General features: G+C 57.3%; 14 protein-coding genes and 1 pseudogene. 4 read left to right on the top strand and 11 right to left on the bottom strand.

Annotated elements, in window-relative coordinates:
- Position 1: 1 nt before the first annotated feature.
- The 9 genes from L991_RS04260 to L991_RS04220 form a co-directional block, all read right to left on the bottom strand.
- Positions 2-529, bottom strand: a complete 528-nt coding sequence (locus tag L991_RS04260) for a PilX N-terminal domain-containing pilus assembly protein (RefSeq protein ID WP_047392615.1) — start codon at positions 527-529, stop codon at positions 2-4.
- Positions 530-538: 9 nt separating this feature from the next.
- Entirely contained in the window at positions 539-1,315 is a 777-nt protein-coding gene (locus L991_RS04255; protein ID WP_047392613.1) for a PilW family protein, read from the bottom strand.
- A gap of 8 nt (positions 1,316-1,323) precedes the next feature.
- The gene (gene pilV, locus L991_RS04250) at positions 1,324-1,974 is read right to left on the bottom strand and encodes a type IV pilus modification protein PilV (RefSeq protein WP_028449996.1); all 651 of its coding nucleotides are present in this window, start codon (positions 1,972-1,974) and stop codon (positions 1,324-1,326) included.
- A gap of 9 nt (positions 1,975-1,983) precedes the next feature.
- The gene (locus L991_RS04245; RefSeq protein WP_028449995.1) at positions 1,984-2,508 is read right to left on the bottom strand and encodes a GspH/FimT family pseudopilin; all 525 of its coding nucleotides are present in this window, start codon (positions 2,506-2,508) and stop codon (positions 1,984-1,986) included.
- A 473-nt stretch (positions 2,509-2,981) separates the two neighbouring features.
- Complete coding sequence (locus tag L991_RS04240) at positions 2,982-4,880, bottom strand: bifunctional diguanylate cyclase/phosphodiesterase (RefSeq protein ID WP_052190592.1); 1,899 nt, start codon at positions 4,878-4,880, stop codon at positions 2,982-2,984.
- Positions 4,881-4,987: 107 nt separating this feature from the next.
- Positions 4,988-7,792 (bottom strand): valine--tRNA ligase, encoded by a 2,805-nt coding sequence (locus L991_RS04235; protein ID WP_047392611.1) that lies wholly within the window; start codon positions 7,790-7,792, stop codon positions 4,988-4,990.
- 176 nt (positions 7,793-7,968) lie between these two features.
- The gene (locus L991_RS04230) at positions 7,969-10,038 is read right to left on the bottom strand and encodes a hypothetical protein (protein ID WP_047392610.1); all 2,070 of its coding nucleotides are present in this window, start codon (positions 10,036-10,038) and stop codon (positions 7,969-7,971) included.
- A complete protein-coding gene (locus L991_RS04225) occupies positions 10,013-10,462 on the bottom strand; it encodes a DNA polymerase III subunit chi (protein WP_047392608.1) in 450 nt (149 codons plus the stop codon). Before L991_RS04225 ends, L991_RS04230 begins: the two co-directional genes overlap by 26 nt.
- Before the next feature lie 63 nt (positions 10,463-10,525).
- Positions 10,526-11,989, bottom strand: a complete 1,464-nt coding sequence (locus L991_RS04220; RefSeq protein ID WP_047392604.1) for a leucyl aminopeptidase — start codon at positions 11,987-11,989, stop codon at positions 10,526-10,528.
- A 77-nt stretch (positions 11,990-12,066) separates the two neighbouring features.
- On the opposite strand from L991_RS04220, the gene lptF reads away from it, so the two are divergent.
- The 4 genes from lptF (at position 12,067) to L991_RS16325 (ending at position 16,557) form a co-directional block, all read left to right on the top strand.
- Complete coding sequence (lptF, locus tag L991_RS04215; protein WP_047392602.1) at positions 12,067-13,128, top strand: LPS export ABC transporter permease LptF; 1,062 nt, start codon at positions 12,067-12,069, stop codon at positions 13,126-13,128.
- 1 nt (position 13,129) lies between these two features.
- Positions 13,130-14,203, top strand: a complete 1,074-nt coding sequence (gene lptG / locus L991_RS04210; RefSeq protein ID WP_047392599.1) for an LPS export ABC transporter permease LptG — start codon at positions 13,130-13,132, stop codon at positions 14,201-14,203.
- A 36-nt stretch (positions 14,204-14,239) separates the two neighbouring features.
- The gene (gene galE / locus L991_RS04205; protein WP_047392596.1) at positions 14,240-15,253 is read left to right on the top strand and encodes a UDP-glucose 4-epimerase GalE; all 1,014 of its coding nucleotides are present in this window, start codon (positions 14,240-14,242) and stop codon (positions 15,251-15,253) included.
- A 101-nt stretch (positions 15,254-15,354) separates the two neighbouring features.
- A complete protein-coding gene (locus tag L991_RS16325) occupies positions 15,355-16,557 on the top strand; it encodes a hypothetical protein (RefSeq protein WP_052190591.1) in 1,203 nt (400 codons plus the stop codon).
- A 36-nt stretch (positions 16,558-16,593) separates the two neighbouring features.
- Here the strand turns inward: L991_RS16325 and L991_RS04195 are convergent, their stop codons facing one another.
- Positions 16,594-17,145, bottom strand: a complete 552-nt coding sequence (locus L991_RS04195) for a hypothetical protein (RefSeq protein ID WP_231550479.1) — start codon at positions 17,143-17,145, stop codon at positions 16,594-16,596.
- Between the two features lie 42 nt (positions 17,146-17,187).
- Positions 17,188-17,283: pseudogene (locus L991_RS18000) on the bottom strand (prepilin-type N-terminal cleavage/methylation domain-containing protein); the annotation flags it as partial.
- Between the last annotated feature and the right edge of the window lie 88 nt (positions 17,284-17,371).

The raw sequence follows: 17,371 nt of genomic DNA, 5'->3' as shown, positions 1-17,371 counted from the left end.
CTTAGCTCTCGCAAGCTTTGACAATCGATTTCAGTAATACCGAGCTATTGGCGTCGGCGCCGGTGCCTTGCGCCCAGACTTCGTAATAGGTGCAGTCGCCCTGGACATTGTTATTCATGTCGCGAATCGCCCAGCGTGGCTGGGCGGCTACGCCTGCCACGGTCTGGGTGATGGCCGTGTTGCCACCTTTGATCTTGTTGCAGCTGGTGTTGTCGATGGCGCAGGTGCCCGTGCCACTACCCCAGTTGGTACTATTGAGCAGGTAGGTTTTGGTGGCGTCTTCTTTGTTGCAAAGGCCATTACTGCAGCCAGAGGCTGGAAAAATCACTTCTTCGGTTAACTGGGCTTGCGCACGGCGCATGGCCAGCTGGGCCATTTCAAATGCTTGTGCACGGGCGCGGTTATTCCCGGCCGAGTGCTCCCGTAAGGTCGCGCTGCGGACGGCGTAGACTACTGTGATGGTGATTGCCACCAGAAACACAATGCTGGTGATCAGCACAAAACCATGCTGGGTATGCGTTGAGCGCATGTGGCCTCCCTAATTGGTCTTGTTACGCAAATACAAAGTGGTCGAGAAGGTGCGGTAGAGGTGACCGTCACTATCGTCCACTGATTGCTGTGCGTGGTTAGGGAAATCGCAGTTCAGGTAGGTTTTGCCCGAGCTGCTCACGGTAATTTTGTCGTCACTGCTACGCACGACCATACAGGCGCGTACCGCATAGACATTGGCCCAGTTGGTGGGGCTGTCGGTGTAGCTATCGGCCAGCCGGTCGCCATCGCTGTCCACGCCATAGGTGAGCTTGAAGTCAATGATATTGTCCGCCAGCACCTGCGAGTCAGTCACTGTTGTGCCGGCGCTATTCAATGTGCCGCAGCTGAGCTGATTGTTTTGAAAGCTGAGCCGATAGGCATATTGCTGGTTGAGTTTTAGTGCCGGGTAATCGGCATTGCCGCTCGTGTCTTGCGCACAAGTCACCATATTGCCTTCGGTGTCACCCAGAAAGCGCAGGTCGACGCTGGTACTGGTGCCTTTGATAAAGGCGCCAGCCGTCATGCCATAGCCAGCCGGAAAAGCTGTGGCCGCCGCTGCGGTCATATTGGCGGTATTTTGAAAGCCCGCCTGATAAATCATGCGTTGCAAGGTCGCGAGCGCATATTTGCCATCTTCGGTCATCCGGGCCAGCGCAGTCTGGCTGCGAAAGGTTTGCCGGGTTTGCAGATAAATATTCGCGATCCCCAGTGTGAGCAACAAAGCCAGCGTTAAGCCGACCATCAGTTCAACGAGGGTAAAGCCGGATTGGCGAGGTTTAAACATGCTGCCCCCTAGGAAATCGTCAGCGAGAAGCGGGTTAGATCCGGGGTTGGATCCTCTTTGGTCGGCTTTTCGTCCTGCCACCAAATTTTGACGACAAAGGGTGCTGTCGCGTAGGCCGCATTAGTGCTGGGTAGGCAGCCGGTTTTGGCCGCGAAATCTTCGCTGGTGCTATCGCGCACGGGTTCAGTACCGTCGTCCGGCGTCGTATCACGGCAAATAACCGCTCCACCAGTACTACCAAGGGGTAACGATGCCGCCACGAGGTCAAGCCAGGCTGCGAGCTCCGCGCGGGCGAGAGTTGTACTATTGCTGCTGCTTTCTGGGGTGTACCCGGTGGCATTGGCACAGCCGAAACGGCTGGTGGTGGTATTGAAGGTGCAGGTAAAACGGGCGTAGTCGGGGGATTTGGGCAGCAGTGGTGCGCCAGTGCCGTAGTAGCGGGCATCTGCGCCCGCTTCGGTGGAGGCGATGGTTTTGGCCCGATTGGCCTGTACCTGCTCAGCTAGACTGCTGGCTAAGTCGCTGGCCACTGAGCGTAAATAGGAGCTTTGCGTCGCACGCAGCGAATACGCCTGCAACGAGGCTAGCCCCAAAATCCCTACCGCCAGTACCACTAACGATACCAGCACCTCGATCATGATCATGCCACCTTGTTTCATTGCGGGCTCCTAGCTGCAGGTTGTGCCCAGATCACGACGGATGCGGCCAACCTTGTCGACCGTTACTGTGCGTGCCTTGGCGCCGCTGTTACATAGGGTAAACACGGTATCGCTGCTGCCGGCTAACACCACTGAACGAAAGCGCAGCGCTTTGGTGTTGTTGCTCACGCTGATGCTGCTGACGTTTTTCACTGCGTGGCCGATCTGCAGCAGTGTCTCGCCCGAGTCGTAGCTACTGTCGCCATCTGCATCTAGGAAAACGAGCCAGCCTGTAGTCCAGTTGGGCGTGCTGGTGACGCAAGTTGGCGTATCGGCCGTTGGATTGGCCGAGTTGCAGACCGAAATACTGGTGCCACGTTTGATCGCCTCTGTTTTGGCGTAGCTAAACACATTCAGCAGATCTTCTGAGGCGCCGCTCAGGGCGCTGTTTTTGGCAAACATGGCTAAGCTGGGGGCGGCAATCCCGGCAATAATGCCGAGCAAGGCCACCACGATCATCATTTCGATGAGTGTGAATCCGATTTCTTTGCGCACTGGGATACCCTCTGGTTTTCAAAATATTAGAATATTCTGATTTTCAACGTAAATAGGCGCGATACCCTTAATGAATAAACCATCTTGACGCGAAGCCCAATTTGGGCTGCTTAACGTGAGGCTTTGGCGAATGGAAGGTCGGCAGGCGAAGCCTATGTAAGTTATTGCGAGATTAAGTAAGGGCGAGCGCGGTGGGGTGTGCGGGTGATGATGATTTTAATTGTATGATTTTTATATGTTTTTATTTCCATCTTTGCTGCCCGTTGGTCTAAGGATGGCAAAGTGTAACAAGATCAGCCGCGGGTGCCGCAGCACCTGCCGTTTGGCGGGTTGCTGAACAAAAAGTGCTGGAATATTGCCTTGATAGGGTGTCGTGTTTCTAAAAAGAAACACTTTGGAGGGGCGGGAGAGCCCCCTGAAGTGAAATAGCCCTCAGGCGAATCGATGGCCGGTGGCGCGCCGGCTATTGCCGATTAGGCTGCCGGCGAGGGGCTGGCTTGATGCTGCTGCACATAGCGTTTGAATTCGCTTGCGGTAATTGCTGGCGACCACAAAAAGCCCTGGCCTTGCTCGCACCCAAGCTCTTGCAGCTTGGTGAGGGTGCGGGTGTCCTCAATCCCTTCTGCGATCAGGTGTAGGTTCAGGCTATCTGCCACTTGAATAATTGCCCGCACAATGGCCTCATCATGCGCGTCATCGCTCAGGCGGCGGATAAATGATTGATCAATCTTGAGGCGCTCGACTTCAAAATGCTTGAGGTAGCTCAGATTGGAATATCCCGTGCCAAAATCATCAATCGAAAAACTGATGCCTAGGCTACGTAGATTTTGCAGAATGGTTTTCAGGTGGGCCGAGTCTTCCAGTAGCAATGATTCGGTAAGCTCTAGCTCCAGCAGGTGCGCCGGTAAGCCCGTTTGCGCGAGGGCGTGATTGATTAGCTGCTCCACATCGCCACGGCGAAACTGGATTGGCGAGATATTAATCCCGACCACTAATTCACCGAGGCCTTCGTCTAGCCAGCACTTGGCCTGTCGGCAGGCCTCCAGCACAATCCATTCACCCATCTCGACGATCAGCCCAGAATTTTCTGCGACCGGAATAAACTTCCCTGGCGGGACTAAGCCGAGCTCTGGGTGGCGCCAGCGCACCAGCGCCTCCGCGCCGATAATTTGGCCGCTGCGCAAATCAAATTGGGGTTGGTAGTGCAGGGTGAATTCCGACTTGATCAGCGCCACGCGCATTTTCGAGGCCAGCTCCAGCTGCTCCGTGGCTTTGGTGTTCATGCTGTCATCGTAAATCCGGAATGCATTGCGCCCGGCGCCCTTGGCCCGGTACATCGCCATATCGGCTTTTTGTAGCAGGCTATCAAAGTCATCCTGCTGATCGTGGGCGACGGCGACGCCGATCGAGCAGGTAGCGGTAATGTTCAGCGGGCCGAGGGCCAGCGGCTCGGCCAGACGCTGGATCACCTGCTTGGCAATGTCGGCGGCGATTTCCGGTGCCGGAATGCATTCCAGAATAATCAAAAACTCATCCCCGCCTTGGCGCGCCACCGTATCGCTTTCACGCACGCAGGTTTGCAACCGCTCGCTCATGGTGAGCAGCAGCTGATCGCCGGCGGCATGCCCCAAGGAGTCATTGATGGTTTTGAAGTTATCCAGATCGATATACAGCAAGGCGGTTTGCTTGTGCGCACGGCGGGCCAAAGCCAGGGCGTGCTCGCAGCGATCGCGCGCCAGTAGCCGGTTGGGCAGCTTGGTGAGTGCATCGTGGCTAGCCAGAAACTCCACTTCTTTTTGAGAGCGGCGTACGCGTTGATTTTCACTGCGTAGCGAAGCCAGCGCATGGCGAAAATCGCGCATGATCAGCGCAATACTCATGCTCACCGTCACCATAATCAGGGTGACATCAATCCAGAATGGCCAGCCCGGAAGCGCTTCTTTGGCCACGCGCCAGCCTTGCGCCTCGGCAATCACCAGCAAGGTGATATTGAGCATGATTAGTGCAAACTCAAGCCAGAATAGCCACGGCGCACACAGCAGGCCGGTAAAAACCATGAGGGCAGGGTAGGCCAGTAGTGTCGGGTCGTGGGTGCCGGTACTGAGCCAATGAATGGCCGCCAGCACGGCCAGTAGGCTGAGGGTGAAGGTGGCGGATGCAGCTTGGGTATAGCCGCGCTTGGCCATGCCGTAGGCGCCTAGCGTCAGCACTGCGCCGCTCACCAGCAAAATGGCATCGCGCCAGTTGCCAAAAAACACATTGTGCGCGCTGCTGATCAGTAGGGCCACGATGGTAATGGTGATAAATTGCCCGAGCCGTCGCCGGCGGATGCCTTCAGTGTTGGGGTCAGAGCTGAGCAGGTATTTGCGCATGCGGGCGGGTGGTCAGAGTGAGGGCTTTTGCTTATCGGCAATGCGCCGCAAAATTAAAGGGCTGGGCGATAAAAAACGGCCCGAAGGCCGTTTTTTGTAGCGCAATTTTATTGCAACTTGGCCAGTTGCGCGGCCAGTTTAGCCAGTTTGTCATCTAGCTCGGCCAGCTGTGCCCGGTCTTTTTCGACCAAGTGTGCCGGTGCTTTGTCGGTGTAACCTGGTTTTTCCAGCTTGGCCACCAGCTTGTCGCGGGTGTCGGTGGTTTTGCCGATTTCCTTATTCAGGCGGGCGGTTTCAGCGGCTTTATCCACTTCCACTTTCAGCATCATGCGCGTGGTGCCGGCGACGGCCACCGGCGCATCATCGGCGGGCAGCGCGGCCACGATATTCACTTCCGACAGTTTGGCCAGTGGCTTCAGATAAGGCGCAAACTCGGCCATCTCTGTGCTGCCTTCGAGGAACATCGGCACTTTGACTGCTGGCGATAAGCCCATTTCACCGCGCAGATTACGGGCGGCAAAGGCCAAGGCTTTCAGCGTTTCGACCTTGGCGTCGGCGACCGCATCCACCCGGGATAGATCTGCCACCGGCCATTGGGCCAGCATCAGTGATTCGCTGTCTTTTTTGCCGGCCAGCGGCGCCACGGTTTGCCACAGCTCTTCGGTTATGAACGGCATGATCGGATGCGTGAGGCGCAGAATCGTTTCCAGCACCCGGATCAGCGTGCGGCGGGTAGCGCGTTGCTGGGCCTCGGTGCCGGTTTGCGTCGACACTTTGGCCAGCTCAATATACCAGTCGCAGTATTCGTTCCAGACAAACTCGTAAATCGCTTGCGCAGCCAAGTCAAAACGGAAAGTGTCGAGCGCTTCGGTAATCTGGCTTTCGGCTTGTTGCAGGCGGCCAATAATCCACAGATCAGGGAAGCTGTAATCCAGCTCGGCGCCGTCTTGCAGACCGCAATCTTTGCCCTCGATGTTCATCAGCACAAAGCGGGTGGCGTTCCAGATCTTATTGCAGAAATTGCGATAGCCTTCGCAGCGTTTCTGGTCAAAGTTGATCGAGCGGCCCAATGAGGCGAGCGACGCAAAGGTAAAGCGCAGCGCGTCTACGCCATAGGCCGGGATGCCATCCGGGAATTCTTTCTTGGTTTTTTCGGCGACTTTGGGCGCTTTCTCTGGGCGACGCAGACCGGTGGTGCGTTTTTCCAGCAGCGGCTCTAGCGCAATGCCATCGATCAAATCAACCGGATCCAGCACATTGCCTTCGGATTTGGACATTTTCTGCCCTTCCGCATCACGCACCAAGCCATGCACATACACATGCTTGAATGGCACTTTGCCAGTGAAATGCGTGGTCATCATAATCATCCGGGCCACCCAGAAGAAAATAATGTCGTAGCCGGTCACCAGCACGGATGATGGCAAGAACGCCGCCAATTCCGGTGTTTCCTGCGGCCAGCCTTGGCTCGAGAACGGCACTAGTGCCGAGCTAAACCAGGTATCCAGCACGTCGTCTTCACGGCGCAGTGTTTTGCCCGGGGCTTGCGCTTGGGCTTCGGCTTCAGTGCGGGCGACATACACTTGGCCATCTTCGTCATACCAGGCCGGAATCTGATGACCCCACCACAGCTGGCGGCTGATACACCAATCCTGAATATTATTCAGCCAGGCGTAATAGGTATTCACCCAATCAGCAGGCACAAACTGCACTTCGCCGTTTTTCACCACGTCGAGGGCTTTGTCGGTAATGCTGCGGCCATCCTCGGTCGGTTTGCTCATCGCCACAAACCATTGATCGGTCAGCAGCGGCTCGATCACCGTACCGGTACGGTCGCCGCGCGGCACCATCAGTTTGTGTGGTTTGGTGTCCAGCAACAGCCCTTGTGCTTCCAGATCGGCCAGCATGGCTTTGCGGGCTTCGCCGGTGGTGAGGCCGGCGTAGGCGGCCGGTAAATCGAGACTGCCCAAGGCGGCACCGTCAAAGCTGAAGATCTGGGCTTTGGCCAGAATTGTCGCTTGCAGGCTCATCACATTGATCAGCTGCGTGTTGTGGCGCTTGCCCACCTGATAGTCGTTAAAGTCGTGGGCCGGGGTGATTTTCACAAAACCGGTGCCAAAGGCTTTATCCACATATTCATCGGCAATGATCGGAATTTGCCGGCCGGTGAGCGGCAGCTCAACCTGTTTGCCCAGCAGATGCTGATAGCGCTCGTCGTCCGGTGCAATGGCCACGGCCACGTCGCCCAGCAGGGTTTCCGGGCGGGTGGTGGCCACGATGATGAATTCATCCGAATCCACCACCGGATATTTGATATGCCACATCGAGCCGTTTTCTTCTTCGGAAATGACTTCCAGATCCGAAATGGCGGTGCCCAATTTGGCATCCCAGTTCGACAGGCGTTTGCCGCGGTAGATCAGGCCTTCGTTGTACAAACGCACAAAGGCTTCGATCACGGCGGTCGACATGCTGTCGTCCATGGTGAAGTATTCGCGATCCCAATCCACCGAAGCGCCCATGCGGCGCATTTGCTGGGTGATGGTATTGCCCGATTCCTGTTTCCATTCCCAGACTTTGTCGAGGAAAGCGGCGCGGCCTAATTCATGGCGGGAAGTGCCTTTGGCATCCAGTTGGCGCTCGACCACGATCTGGGTGGCGATCCCCGCGTGGTCGGTGCCCGGCAGCCACAGGGTGTTTTCACCCTTCATGCGGTGGTAGCGGGTCAGGCCATCCATCACGGTCTGGTTGAAGGCGTGGCCCATGTGCAGCGTGCCGGTCACATTGGGTGGTGGCAGCTGAATGCAGAAGGCCTCGCGGGCGAGGTCCATATTGGGCTTGAAGTAACCCTGGCTTTCCCAGAACGGATACCAGCGTGATTCGATATTCTGTGGTTCGAAGCTCTTGGCGAGTTCCATGTCGGCGTGCTCAAAAATACGCGAAACCCCAGATTATACGTCAGTTGCGCAAGTGGGTGCGCGTGGCGGCGGCGTGAGGGGCTGGATAGGGTGCGGGGTAGTAGTTTGGTGAGTGGGTATTGCCGCAGAAGCCTTTATTGATGAGCTTTGGAAGGCAATACCCTTGGTTTGCGGGCTTAAAGTAGGCCTTTGCTGCGCAGCTCGGCCTGCACCAACTCGCTAATGCGCGGCGCGAGCTGGGCTTCTAGATCAAGGCTGATCTGGGTGGTGAGCTTGCGGAGCGTTTCTTCATACAGCTGATTCATCAGCGTACTGAAATGCTGTTTAGCCAGCTGTTCAACTTCACTGGCAATATCAATCGCCAGCTGCGCACCGACCATGGCCGTGATGTCATCAATCGCATGCTGATTGAGCGTTGGGGGTATGGCTTCGCTTGGCTCATCTGGTAAGGCTGCTGTGGCGATACTGGCAGGCGTATCGTGTTCGAGTGGCTGCAGGTCAGTAATGTCGTCCGCTGCAGCAATCGTTTCGGGCCGCTGCTCAGGTGCGGGGCTTGCTGTTTCCGCGGCGCCTGGCAACTGGGCTGAGGTTGTGCTTTCGCTGCTTGCTTCTGCCAGAGTCGAGGAGATGGCAAGGGGGCGCACCGCTGGCTCGATAAAGCTCAGGCTAGGTTCGCTGGCATCCAGATCGATATGCGCTTGCGGCGCGGCCGGAGCGGCGTATAAAACCAGCTCTTCTTCATCGTCCCAGTGCAGGCTGGCGCTGGACGGTGTGGTATTGGGTTGCGCCGTTTTGCTCGCTTCAAAGCTGGCGGCGGGTGGCAAATCGGGAACAGCGGCCCATTCCATCGCGCCGGCGGCGGACGCGGTAGGTTGCTCAGGCGCGGCCAGCGGTGAAGCGATGCGATGCGTGCCGTCCGCTAAGGCGTCAGGTGTTTCTACCCCTGCGCTTGGCGCTGGCGTTGAAGCTAACCCGGCAACCATGCCGGTGTTAGTGATGGTTTGCTCTAGAGGGGTGTCGTTCAGACTAAGGGCCGTGGCCTCCAGCGCGGGCGCTGCCCACTCGGTGAGTACGGGCGCGGCGGGCGCCAGATCGGCAATGGTCAGGTGGATTTCATCCCCAAGACTAATGCTGAGGTCATCCTCGGTTGCCAGTGTTGGCTCGCTGGCCAAATTGGAGGTGGCCGGTAGGCTGAAGTCTGAACTGCTGACTAGATCGGGCTGAGCGGCGCTTGGCTGGGGGGCTGCGTGCAGGGGCTCTGCGTGCAGTGGCGATACTGCCGGCGGCTCAGTCAGTGTTGCTGGTGGCGCAATTTCGATGACTTCGCTCTGTTCGGGCGCAAGTGCGATCTCGGCGTCGGCCACGCTCGGCGTGGTGTCGTCTTGCAGTTCTGGATTGCTGTCCAAGGGCTGGAGTAGCGCGTCCAGATCGAGTTGCGGAATTTCCGCAGCGGCGGCGCTGGTTTGCGCCAGCACTTGCTGGAAATCACCAATCGTGACGGGCTCCGCTACGCTCAGGATGGGCAGCTCGTCCAGCGGCAATACCAAATCGGTAGCGATAAATTCCGGCTCGACCAGCGCTTCCGGATCGCGCGGGGTGTGGATGGCCAGCTCGGGCAAATCCAGTAACTCGCGGGGGGGCTCGTTCAGGGCGGTGAGATCGAGCAGTGGCAAATCCAGAAATTGCGGCGCACTATTATTGGCTGCTGCGGCCGTTGGCGCGCTGGGGATGGTCAAGCTGGGGGCGCTGCTTTTCGGGCTTGGCGTATCAATGCGTGGCCAGCGGGCGGCGGTTTCGGGCCGGGTTGGGCTAGCTGGGGCGGTGGCAGGTTTCACCTGCACCGCAGGCGCTACCGCGGGCTCGGCCGGTACGGGGGCATTTGCTTGCGCTTCGGCGCGGGCCGGGTTGGGGCGAAATGGCAGCGGTTCGATATCGAGCGAAGGCTTGGCTTTGCTGGCTACCAGCGGAATCTCGGCATCGAGATGGCTAATGTCCGGCTCGCGATGATCGTGCACCCATTCGCGTTCCAGATGCGCGATTTTGTCGGCCAGATCGAGCTCAACCACCTCGGTAAGCGCGGGAATATCATCATCACTGACCGGCTGCGGCGCGCGGGCCACTTCGGTGAGGACCGGAATATCATCCTGCTGCGGGGCGGCACCATGCCGATGGCGGGCCATCAGGGCATCCATCTTGTTAAAGAGTGGATTGACCGAATCGTCAGCCGGCGGATTCTGCTCGGGCACGGTATAGCTCCTGCATGTCGGTGCCCTGCGGCGCGTAGCCTAGTTGTTTGTAGGCAGTCCAGCGCTGGCGGGCGGCCAGTTTTAGGTCTTCATCAGTATCGACAATTTCGATCAGACGGGCGCAGCGCTCAAGCTGGGTGACAACATGGTCAGTCCAGTTGAATAGCACATCGCGATCGTGCAGCAATTCTACCCGGTGATCAATCACGATGGGTGTTAGCCCGACCATTGCATCATCGGCGGCACAGTGTGGCAGAAAGCCGGTGGCGGGCACTTCCCACAATAGACGATCCAGCGCGGCGCTGGCGGCGGGCGAGCCGGTGAGGATCCACACCGTTTTGCCAGCGGCAATGGCTTTGCCTGCCAGTTGGCACAAGGCGCTTTCGCGCGAGCTGACATTAAAATAAAACGAGATTTCGGTCATGGTGTACTGGGTATTGCCTTGCGGGCTTTGTCGAAAATGGCCTGCAAGGCGATACCCTAAGGGTTACAGATTGCTCAGGTATTTCAGCAGCAAAGGTACTGGCCGGCCAGTGGCGCCTTTGGCTGCGCCTGATTTCCAGGCGGTGCCGGCGATGTCCAGATGCGCCCATTTTTGCTCTTTCACAAAGCGTGAGAGGAAGGCGGCAGCGGTAATCGAGCCCGCTGGACGGCCACCGATATTGGCCATATCGGCAAAGTTGGATTTGAGCTGCTCTTGATATTCATCGAACAGCGGCAGCTGCCACGCTTTGTCATCGGCTTGTTTGGCGGCTTTGAGCAGGGCGTGCGCCAGCTCGTCGTCGTTAGCAAACAGGCCGGTGGTGGTGTGGCCCAGCGCAATAATGCAGGCGCCAGTGAGGGTGGCAATGTCGATGATGCTGGCGGGCTCGAAACGCTGCACATAGGTCAGCGCATCGCACAAAATCAGCCGGCCTTCGGCATCGGTATTCAGAATTTCGACCGTTTGGCCACTCATGGTGGTGACGATATCGCCCGGTTTGGCCGCATTGCCCGCTGGCATGTTTTCGCATGCGGCAATCACGCCGACCAGATTGATTTTCAAATCCAGCTCGGCCACAGCGCGGAATACGCCCAGCACGGTCGCGGCGCCGCACATATCGTATTTCATCTCGTCCATGCCTTCGCCCGGCTTGAGCGAAATGCCGCCCGAATCAAAGGTGATGCCTTTGCCGACCAGGGCCACTGGCTTGGTTTTTTTATCGGCATTGCGGTATTCCAGCACGATCAGCTTCGGTGGCACGACCGAGCCTTTGGCTACGGCAAGGAAGGAATCCATTTTCAGTTGTTCGAGCTCTTCTTGCTCCAGCACATGTGCCGAGAAATCAAACAGCTCGGCCAGTTGCACGGCGGTTTCTGCCAGATAAGCTGGGGTGCAGACATTCGGTGGCAGATTGCCCAGATCGCGGGTCAGATTCATGCCATGGCCCAGTGCCAAGCCATAAGTGAGGCCGGCTTCTACTTCGGCCAGATCGGCTTTTTTCGGCGCTAGCAGGCTGACGGTGGCTAATTTACTAGCTGGGGCTGGCTCAGATTTGAACTGCTCGCAGCGATAGGCTTCCAGCATCAGGGCGTTTACCACTTCTTGGGCCACGGCTTGCTGGTCTTGTTTTTTGTAGCCGGCGGCGCTCAGGGCCACGCAGACGCTGGCGTTGCTGCTGGCGAGCAGGGCTTTGGCCAGCGCGCGCGCGGTGTCGCGCACGGCCGCTTCGGTGGGCTCTTTACCCAATTGCGCCAAAATGACGCGTTTGAAATCCAGGCCCGCTGGGAGGCCAAGGCTCAGTACGGCACCGGCTTTGGCGGCCAGTTCACCATCTTGAATCGCCTGGCTCAGAATGCCGCCGGCGGTGATATCCAGTTCCTTGCCAAAGGCGGGTAGCTTTTCACCGCAAACCGGTAATACTAAACAATCCGCAGATTCGGGGGCGGGGGAAACTATGGTAAATTCCATCTTTGCTGCTCCGGGGCAATTTCGATAACTAATCGATTATTCACTTCCACCACCGTCAAGTCAAAAGACAATCGCCGATGCTTTTTCGCAAAACCCTGATCCATGAAATGACATGGCTGGCCTTTGGCCTGTTTATTGTTTTGCTGCTGATCGTAATGACCTCGCAAGTGGTGCGCCTATTGGGCGAGGCCGCGCTGGGCGCTCTCGCTAGTTCGGCCGTGTGGGCGGTAATGGGTTTTACCGCCGTGCGCTACTTGCCCCTGCTGTTTTCCCTGATGTTGTTTATTACCATCCTCACCGTGATTACGCGCTTGTGGCGTGATCATGAGATGTTTGTCTGGTTTTCGGCCGGGCGCTCGATTTACAGCTTCATTCCGCCGGTTTTGCAGTTGGGGGTACCGGTGGTGCTGCTGATCGCCGCGTTGTCGCTGATCGTCTCGCCCTGGGCGCAACTCAAAGGACGCGAATACCGCGAAACCAGCCTGAAAAACGAAGAAGTGACCCAAGTGGCTCCGGGCGTGTTTCGCGAATCGCGCAATGCCGATCGGGTGTACTTTATCGAGAATTTTTCCAGCGAGCGCGGCGAGGGCGAAAATGTGTTTATGCAGATTCGCCGCGACGGCAAGCTAACCACCGTGCTGGCCGAACAGGGCGGAATTGAGGTCGACGACAACGGTGATCGCTGGCTGTGGCTCAAGCAGGCGAAATCATATCAAGCCACGCCCGGGGCGGCGCAATACGATATTCTGGCCTTTAGCGATGGCAAAATCCGCCTCGATGAGCCTAGTCGCCCGGTGACCAGTCCGGCGATTGAGGCCATGCGCACCAGCGAGCTGGTAAAAGAGCTAACCCCCCAGCGCTGGGCCGAATTGCATTGGCGGCTAGCGCTGCCGATTCAGGCGTTGATATTGTTGCTGGCGGCGGTGCCGCTGGCTTTTGCCAACCCGCGTGGCGGGCGCTCGTTCAATATTCTATTCGCGGCCTTGCTGGCTTTTTCGTATTACAACGCCATGAATGTGCTGCAGGCCTGGATTGCCACGGGCAGGGTGCCAGGCTGGCTGGGGATGTGGCCACTGCACGCTGCGGCGGCGCTGCTGACGGTTGGGCTGTATGTGTGGCGTAGTAAGGTAAGGGGCTGAAATGAGCCGGTTAGGGCGTTATGTATTAAGCACCATTAGCTGGTATGTGTTGCTCACCTTGCTGGTGCTGCTGGGGCTATTTGTCTTTTTTGATCTGATTGGCGAATTGCGCGATGTGGGCAAGGGCAGCTATCAGTTTCAGCATGCGCTGGTGTATGTCTTGCTCAGCGCCCCATCCCGGGCCTATGAGCTACTGCCGGTGTCTTTATTGATCGGCAGCATCTTTGCGCTGTCTAGCTTGACCGATACTTCGCAGATGACGGTGATGCGCGCGGCGGGGGTGTCGATGCTGCGCCTGGTGCGCTGGCTCGTCGTGGGCGGCGTGGCCTTTGGGGCACTCACTTTTGTCACCGGCGAATATCTGGCGCCGGTCAGTAATGACGCGGCGACGCGCTATCAGGTGGCCGCCAAAGAATCATTACTGTTTGGCCGCTTTCGCTCTGGCGTCTGGGTGAAAAACGATGATCAGATCATCAATGTGGCCGCCATGCAGCCGGATTTCACGTTGCAGGGCTTGCGCATTTATGTGCACGATCACCGCCACCAACTGCTGAAAACCTTAGATGCCGAGCGCGCGGTATACCAAGGTGATGGGCAATGGCAGCTCGAAAACGTGGTGCAAACGCGCTTTTTTATCGATCAGGTTCAGGTAAGCAAAGCCGCCCAATCGGCATGGACTAGCTCGCTGGACCCGAAAATGCTGGCGGTGTTGATGATTAAGCCCAAAGAAATGGCCGTCTCGGCTCTGGCCCAATACATCGACCACCTCAAACAAAACCGACAAAGCACTACGCGCTACGAGCTGGCAATGTGGAGCAAGATCTTTTATCCGGTGGCCTGTGTGGTGATGATGCTGATCGCTTTGCCGTTTGCGCTAGGTCAGCGCCGCAGTGGCAATGTGGGTGTGAAGATCTTCCTAGGGATTTTGCTGGGCGTCACGTTTAATTTTATTAACCAAATGATGGCGTATATTGGCGAGTTGTATCGCTTGCCACCACTCTTGGCGGCGATGTTGCCGACACTGGCTTTGGCCCTATTGGCCGGCTATTTCCTCTGGCGACAAGAACGCACCTAAAACAATCACGATTTGGTACTTTGGGATACCCCTACTATGTATGTCTTGCTAACTGGCGGCGCAGGTTATATTGGGTCGCATACCTATATTGAATTGGTCAAGTCTGGCTTTAAGCCAGTGATCTTTGATAATTTTTATAATGCCAAACCGGAAGTGCTCAATCGCTTGCAGACGATTTTGGGTGAAGAGATCCGTTGCATTCAGGGCGATATCCGCGATCGTGCCGCCATGGCGGCAGCGTTCGCGCAGTATGCGTTTTCTGCCGTGGTGCATTTTGCCGGCTGGAAAGCGGTGGGCGAATCGGTGGCCAAGCCGCTGGAGTATTACGACAACAATGTTGTCGGTACGCTGCGCCTTTTGGAGGCCATGAAAGCCGCTGGAGTTAAAAATCTGGTGTTCTCATCCAGCGCCACCGTGTATGGCGACCCGCACACCGTACCGATTCTGGAGCATTTCCCGCTCTCGGCCACCAATCCGTATGGCCGGAGCAAGCTGATGATCGAAGACATGCTGCGTGATTTACGCGTGGCCGAGCCCGAGTGGAATATCGCCCTGCTGCGTTATTTCAACCCGGTGGGCGCGCATGAATCGGGCCTGATTGGGGAAGACCCGCAAGGCATCCCGAATAATCTGATGCCATTTGTAGCGCAAGTAGCGGTGGGTAAGCGCGAAAAATTATCAGTATTTGGCGGCGATTACCCAACGCCGGATGGCACCGGTGTGCGCGATTACATCCACGTGGTCGATCTGGCCATCGGGCATGTCAAAGCGCTGCAAAAACTGGCCACTCAGCCGGGCAATGTGACGGTGAATCTGGGTACCGGCAATGGTTATTCTGTGCTCGATATGGTCAAAGCATTTGAAACTGCCTCGGGCCGCACGGTGCCGTATCAGATTGTGGCGCGGCGGCCGGGTGATATTGCCGCTTGCTACGCTGACCCGCAAGCGGCCTTCGAGCAGCTGGGCTGGCGCGCCGAGAAAAATCTGCAAGACATGTGCAATGACAGCTGGCGCTGGCAAAGCCAAAATCCGCAGGGCTACGGCGACTAATTCCCCCGCCCCGGCAACCTGCAAGCATCCGGCTGACTTCTCTCGCGCGTTCTAGCGTGCGTTTTCTATAGTGATGAAGTCTGTTGCTTGCCGGGTTGTGCATGCGTTTACCTTACCAGCAGCAGGGCGTTGCCTTGCTGCTTTTACTTTTTCTGCTCGCGGCGGTCGGTAGCTCGCTGCTGCTGCGCGAACTTAAAGCGCGCGAGCAAAGCGCGCTGCGGCAGCAACGTTCGGCCGAGGCCTTGCTCACGGCCCGCGCGGCGCTGGTGGCCTATTCGCTGACCCAGCCCAACGCAGGTGGCGTGCCGTTGCAGTTACCTTGCCCGTATATGAGTACGTCATTGGGCGAGGGTATTGCGGCCAGTAGCTGTGCGCATGGTGAAGTCGGCCGTTTGCCTTGGCGTACGCTGGGCATTCAAAATCCACTCGATGGCTGGGGGGAAACACTGTGGTATACGCGGGATAGTAATTTCCGCGCTCCGGCCAGCGGGCGGCTGCTCAATAGCGATTTACGCGCCACGCTGCAGGTGTATCAAAACGATGGCGCGACGCTGGCCACGGCAGCGGGCGAGGAAGCCGCCGCCATTTTATTTGCGCCTGGGCCCGGGATTTATGGCCAAGATCGCAGTAATCTGTGGAACGCCGCCGCCTATCTCGAAGCCCGTGCGGGGCGCAACAATGCCACGACCGGTGGCCCGTATATTCAGGGCAGTCTGGATGCCAGCTTTAACGATCAGCTGCTGATCATCAGCGCTAATGACTGGCTGGATCGACTCAAGCAGCGCTTGGCCAGCGAAATTAAACTGGCCTTGGAGAGTTATCGTGCCACCCACGGCTACTATCCGGCACCGGCGCGCATCAGCGACGCCCGCTGCAGCGATAATCGGCAGAACAGCGGCAGCAGTACGGATTGGTGCCCTAGTGTGGTGGGCGAATGTCGCGGCATCCTACCGCAAACCGATGAGAGCTATACCGCTATCAACTACCCCACCTGGTTTCGCAATAATCTCTGGCATCGTGCGGTGTACTACACCGTGGGCGGCACGGCCAGTTGTGGCGCGCTGACGGTGCAGCGCAGTGGCCAAGCCGATAGCCACCCCACCGTACTATTTATCTTACCCGGCACGCCGCAAGCCAACATCGCCCGCATTGCCGCTACGCAAACGACCAGCAGTGTGGTGAGTACAAATTTAAGTGATTATCTAGAAGACGCTGCCAATCAGGATGGCTGGTGGGGGGGGGCGGATGATGTCTACGTTTGGCCAAATGCGGGCAGCAATGATCGGCTGTTTACCATACCCTAGTGAGTATATGGGTCAGATCTATTGATGATAATACTTTTATGGCAATACCCCAGCACTCACCATGCGCCCCAGTACCAAAGTCGTCGGCAACCAGGCAGTGACATCGTCGTAACTCTCATCGGCGTTGCGGCTGATAAACGTGGTATCGCCATTGCTGTTTTCTAGCTGATCGCCTGTTGCGGCGGCCAAGCCCGAGCCGTCATTGGCATAGCCACCCAAACCATCCTTGCCATGGGAAACGAGTACTACCGGCAAATTATTCGCTACGATGGTGCCACCACTGCTCGCACGTACTGTGATATCGCCGCTACTGCTCAAATTGGGCAGGCTGCCGCTGCGCGAAAAGCTATTACTGACGCGATATGTCACTCGACGATCCCAGCCATCCACTTTACTGACCCCCAGCGTCACCCACGGCAGCGCACCGACGAGGCGATTGCAGCTGCCAGTACCGGTGTTCAAGTCTTCCAGGCCCTCGCCCGTGCCGCTAGTACTCGGATTGGCCGGGCAGGGCAGTCGCTTATTCTGCACCGCAAAGCCCAGTAGCGCCTCTTTGCTGTTCTCCAGCACAGTTTTCGTCTGCGCCAACCTGCGCGCTTCCAACTGCGCCCCTAATGGCCCCAGTAGCCCCGCCATGAGGAGGCCGACAATAACCAATACTACGGCCATTTCGACGAGGCTGAAGCCACTGCAAGCAGACTCTCGGAGCGAAAGATGTAAACACATAGTTGCTGCCCGTGTTCGTTTGATTGCAGTACTCTCGTGAGCCTTGAAAAATCTCATTTTTGAAGATAAAACTATTTAATAATTAATT

Origin of the sequence: Chitinibacter sp. ZOR0017 (genome assembly GCF_000799095.1) — a bacterium.
GTDB classification, from domain to species: domain Bacteria; phylum Pseudomonadota; class Gammaproteobacteria; order Burkholderiales; family Chitinibacteraceae; genus Chitinibacter; species Chitinibacter tainanensis.
Note: the sequence above shows the minus strand (reverse complement) of the source record. Positions and strands in the feature narration are given on the sequence as shown.